This window comes from Martelella sp. (assembly GCF_984369615.1).
Window position 1 is genome coordinate 1 of sequence record NZ_CFHTCS010000322.1, and the last position, 4,875, is coordinate 4,875.

Annotated in this window: 4 protein-coding genes and 1 pseudogene; all 5 read right to left on the bottom strand. The window is 61.4% G+C overall.

Going from position 1 to position 4,875, the window contains the following annotated elements:
• Nucleotides 1–440: PLP-dependent aminotransferase family protein (locus AC5DC2_RS19280; protein ID WP_491699639.1), on the bottom strand; the 440-nt coding region annotated here is incomplete at its 3' end.
• 223 nt (nt 441–663) lie between these two features.
• Complete coding sequence (locus tag AC5DC2_RS19285; RefSeq protein ID WP_024710093.1) at nt 664–1,770, bottom strand: linear amide C-N hydrolase; 1,107 nt, start codon at nt 1,768–1,770, stop codon at nt 664–666.
• Nucleotides 1,771–2,100: 330 nt separating this feature from the next.
• Nucleotides 2,101–2,553, bottom strand: a complete 453-nt coding sequence (locus tag AC5DC2_RS19290) for a hypothetical protein (protein WP_491699640.1) — start codon at nt 2,551–2,553, stop codon at nt 2,101–2,103.
• Between the two features lie 224 nt (nt 2,554–2,777).
• Nucleotides 2,778–4,136 (bottom strand): phosphoglucosamine mutase, encoded by a 1,359-nt coding sequence (glmM, locus tag AC5DC2_RS19295; protein ID WP_491699641.1) that lies wholly within the window; start codon nt 4,134–4,136, stop codon nt 2,778–2,780.
• 247 nt (nt 4,137–4,383) lie between these two features.
• Nucleotides 4,384–4,875 (bottom strand): annotated as a pseudogene (locus tag AC5DC2_RS19300) (ATP-dependent zinc metalloprotease FtsH); the annotation flags it as partial.

Here is a 4,875-nt window from a genome sequence, read left to right on the forward strand (position 1 = left end):
GTGCCGTTCCAGGTGAAGACCACGTCATTGTCGAAATTGACAGTGGAAAGGTCGGGGAGCTGGCCATAGGGCGCTTCGATCTTGCGCGCGTCCTTCAGCTTCAGCTGCTTGATCACATCGGTCACCCAGCCGGCGCCGAAGGATTCCCATGCGAGCATGTCGACGCCGCGTTCGCCGAGCAGCGACCAGAGCGCCATTTCAACAGCGCCGGTGTCGGAAGCCGGCACGATGCCGATGCGATAGTCGCCCGGAACGTCGAGCACTTCGCGGGTCAGGTCGATCGCCTCTTTCAGCTTCGCCTTGCCGATTTTCGCGCGGTGGGAACGGCCAAGGGCAGCGTCGTTCAACGCTTCAGGCGTCCAACCGGGACGCTTCGCACAGGGGCCGGAAGAAAAGCGGGGATTGGCCGGACGCACGTCCGGCTTGGTCGTCTCTGTCATATCTCTACCCTTTCAGATAGTAGCCTCTCGTTGGGGAGAGGTGTCCCGCCGCCGGATATACGGGAGGCGTTGAAAATAGGCAAGGGAAAAGATGACTTGGTGATGGCTGCGGGATCAGATGTGCCTTTTGAGCCGCAACAAGGCAATCTGTACCGGTTTCGCCGGACGTCCGGAGATGGAAACGGGCAGCGCCAGACCGCCCGTTGCCTTTGTTTTCACACGCCTATTCCGGAGCGCCGAGTTCGTGGGCGGTCTCGTAGCCGTCCATGGTCCAGGTCTTGATGCCCGATGCGTCCAGATCCTGCTTCATCAGATCGACAAAGCGGATATCGCTGTTTTCGTAGGTGCGGAAGAAGAAGCGCTTGTTGGCGGTATCGACGGCCGACGTCCACTGCGTGTAGTCGGAAACCGCGTTGCCGTGCGCGTCCGTCTCCTCTTCGCGCGCGACCCCGCGCGGAATGTCGAAATTGTTGAGGATGTGGAAGGCCTGGAAGATGGCGTCATTGCCGGTCGCGCTCGCCTCCACGCCGTGCGAATAGATCGCGGCGCGCACGAAGCGCGACGGCGAGGTGAAATCGCCGGGCATGCCGAGCAGGCCCGTGCCCTGGCCAAGCCCCTCAATCGTCACATCGCCGAGCTTTTGCGGCGGCACATTGTCAACGCCGAGATTGACGTAGTTCTGCAGGTTGGTCATGTGCCAGTCGAAGGGCGGATTGTTGGTGAAGGTGCCGAGCGGATTGTCGCTCACCTGCAGCGTGCCGCCGACATATTCGATCACGATCGTCTCGCCGGAAGCATCGGTGACGACGAAGTGCACCGGCAGAACCATGTTGAACTGTTTGAAGATGACAGGCGCAACGATGATATCGGAAAGCGCCGCCTTCACCTCGTCGACCGTGGCGAAATTGTCGAGAATGTAGGAGCCAAGCTGCCAGGACGCCATTGTCTTGCCGGCGTCTTCCGGCTTATAGGGCTGGTATTCTGCCGCCTGGGCAAAATAGAAAAGGCCCATGGAAAGCCCTTTCTCGTTCACGCCGTCGACAAGATAGGGCAAGCCCATCGGATTGGCGCCGATGCTGGCATATTTCGCATCCCAGCCGAGGCCGTTCTCGCCGTCCGGCGTTTCCCCGGTGCGTTGCGTGCCGCGCGGCACCAGAATGACGGAGGCGTCGAGATCGACATTGAACTCCATCGTGCGTGCGCGCACGACATCGCCGTCTTCGGCCGTCAGCGTGATGCCCGTGCAGGCCTCGGCCACGGAGGCGGAGAACATAACGGAAGCCAATGCCGCCGCCATGAACTTCCTGCCCTTTGAAGAAAAGATTTTCATGAAACTTCATCCTTGCAATTGAGGCGATCCAATGGGTCTCGATTACCGAGGCGGAGCTCTTGAAGACGCTGTGCCTGCAACCTCCCGGACCAGTAGAATCAATAGTTTGACAATCTTTTCCGCGTCAACGAACCAGAAGAGGTAGTCCCAATTTTGGTCTGGGCGGCGAATGCAGCACGGCGCGTCGCAGTCGATCGACGACAAGGAGGCGACAGCGATCCTCTGGAGTATCGGGCGAAAAAGTGGTTACCGGTTTTTCGATAACCCGATGCGCCTAAACAAAGAGATGGATCATCGGGCGGCTCAGATTAACCGCCCGATGATCCAGCGTTACAGGCCGAGCCGGCCCGCAGTCCAGGCATAGCCATTCTTCACGGCGTCGACGGGCGCAAGGAGCACAGCCCGGACCTGCGCCTTGTCGGGCAGAACGGAAACGGCCTTGTCCAGAGCTCCGTCTGCGAGGATCAGCAACCTGTTTCCATGCTCCGGCACGTGGCCGTCATTCCCGGGCTGCGGTCCGGCAGCAAGCCTTGCCTGCTCTTCGGGTATCCCTGTCACGGCAACGCCGCCGAGCGCCGCTTCAATCGGCTCATCCTCGGACCGGCAAACCCCGATGACGCTCGCATATTCGGAATATTTATAGTGGCTGAGATCGCGCTCCAGCGCGGTGTCGCACAGAGCGACGCTTTCATAGCTATCCGGCGAGGTATCGATATACTGGCACCGGGTCAGGCTGTCATCGCAGCCGAGAATGGTCACCACAATCAAAGCCGCTGCAGACATCTGCCAGTCCTCCTGCCTCAAAAACCCAAAAGCGCCGCAACGCCGGGTTATGCTGCAACAGGAATATGGCTAGATTCGTCCGGACAAAGCCGGACCGGCGCAGGAGACCAAAGAAAACATGCCGAAGGACATCGCGGCTTTGGAAAATGCCCGAAACGGCAAACGCAGCGGGCAAAGAGCCCTGCCCGCAATGAGGTCATGAGACGCCGGATGTTCGGAAAAACTCAGGCGGCATCGCGCACGTTGGAGATCACGTCGATGAGGCCAGAAACGACGCGCTCGACCTGGGCGGGATCATCGCCCTCCGCCATCACGCGGATCAGCGGCTCGGTGCCTGACGGACGGATGACGAGGCGTCCGCGGCCCTTCAGCTCCGCCTCGGCATCGGCAATCGCCTGTTTGACGTTGCCGTCTTCCAACGGCACGGCGCCCGCCGCAATGCGCACGTTGCGCAGAAGCTGGGGCACCGGTTCGAACTTGCGGCAGACCTCGCTCACCGGCTTGTCCGCCCGCTTGACGGCGGCAAGGATCTGCAGCGCGGCCACCGGGCCGTCGCCGGTGGTGCCGAAATCGGAGAGCACGATATGGCCGGACTGTTCGCCGCCGACATTGTGGCCATGTTTGCGCATGTATTCGACCACATAGCGGTCGCCCACCTTGGTGCGTGCGAGTTCCAGCCCCCTGGCGTTCAGGTGGCGCTCAAGGCCGAGATTGGACATGACGGTCGCCACGAGGCCATTGCCCTTGAGCTCGCCGTCGTCGGCAAGATTGCCGACAATCACGGCCATCAGCTGGTCGCCGTCGATGATATTGCCCTTCTCGTCGACGATGATCACCCGGTCGGCATCGCCATCGAGCGCGATGCCGATATCGGCGCGCACTTCATGCACCTTGGCCTGCAGCGTCTTCGGATAGGTCGAGCCGCATTCCTTGTTGATGTTGAGGCCGTTCGGCTCCGCCCCGATCGTCACCACGTCGGCGCCGAGTTCCCAGAGCGCCGTCGGCGCCGCCTTGTAAGCCGCACCGTTGGCGCAGTCGACGACGACGCGCAGACCGTGCAGCGTCACATCCCGGGGAAGCGTGCGCTTGACGAATTCGATATAGCGGTAGATGTCGCCCTCGACGCGGCTGGCGCGGCCGATCTCGTTGGAACGGGCAAGCTGGGAATAGAAATCGTCACGATCGACCAGCGCCTCGATCCGGGCCTCGATCTCGTCCGACATCTTGTAGCCGTCGGGACCGAAAAGCTTGATGCCGTTGTCGGCGTAAGGATTGTGCGAGGCGGAAATCATGACGCCGACATCGGCCCTCAGCGAACGCGTCAGCATGGCGACGGCCGGCGTCGGGATCGGGCCCAGCAGGTAGACATTGAGGCCGGCGGCGGTAAAGCCGGCGACCAGCGCGTTTTCCAGCATATAGCCGGACAGACGCGTGTCCTTGCCGATCACAACGCGGCGGGCATGATCGTTGCGGCGGAAGATCGTGCCGACCGCAATCCCGACCCGCATGGCGAGATCGGGCGTCATCGGGAAGGTGTTGGACTGTCCCCGAATACCGTCGGTTCCGAAATATTTGCGTGCCATGTCGTTCCTCGTCAAAGCCGCCCCGGGGGCAACCGTCATGTCTCTGCCGGGCGTGTTCCAGCGTCCTATTGGCAGAAAATCCGCCGCAAGGCACATAAAATAACGTCAACAACGCTAACACGACGTTACCGGAACGTGCAGCGCGGAACGTCCGCCTTCTGTGAGATTGCGTGGATGCAGGCATTCCTGCGTCAGAGTTCAATGCGCAAAAAAGAAAAACCGCCGGGGCTGCCGGCGGTTCAGCTTCTCAGTTCGGCTGCGGCTCGAAGCCGTCGCCTTCCTTGCCGTCCGAAGGCTTGCCGGAAGGAGCGTCCTTCTTCGGCCCCATGGAAGGCACCGCAGAGCCGCGCGAGGGCGGCGTGTCGTCGCCGAGATCGCGGGCGGGCTTCTCGCCCTGCAGGATCGCCTTGATCTCGTCGCCGGAGAGCGTCTCGTATTCGAGCAGACCCTCGGCAACCGCGACGAAGCCGTCATGGTTCTCCTTGAGGATCTTCGTCGCTTCGACATAGGCCTCGTCGATCAGGCGTCGCACCTCGGAATCGATCTTCTGCGCGGTCGATTCCGAAACATTCTTCGACTGCGACACCGAATGGCCGAGGAAGACCTCCTGCTGGTTCTCGCCGTAGGAAACCTGGCCGAGCTCGTCGGAAAAGCCCCATTGCGTCACCATCGCCCGGGCAAGCTTGGTCGCCTGCTCGATATCGGAGGATGCGCCGGAGGTGATGTTGTCCTTGCCGAA

Excerpts from the sequence above, each read along its gene's own strand:
- glmM (WP_491699641.1), bottom strand. The coding sequence starts at position 4,136 with ATGGCACGCAAATATTTCGGAACCGACGGTATTCGGGGACAGTCCAAC.
- AC5DC2_RS19290 (WP_491699640.1), bottom strand. The coding sequence starts at position 2,553 with ATGTCTGCAGCGGCTTTGATTGTGGTGACCATTCTCGGCTGCGATGAC.
- AC5DC2_RS19285 (WP_024710093.1), bottom strand. The coding sequence starts at position 1,770 with ATGAAAATCTTTTCTTCAAAGGGCAGGAAGTTCATGGCGGCGGCATTG.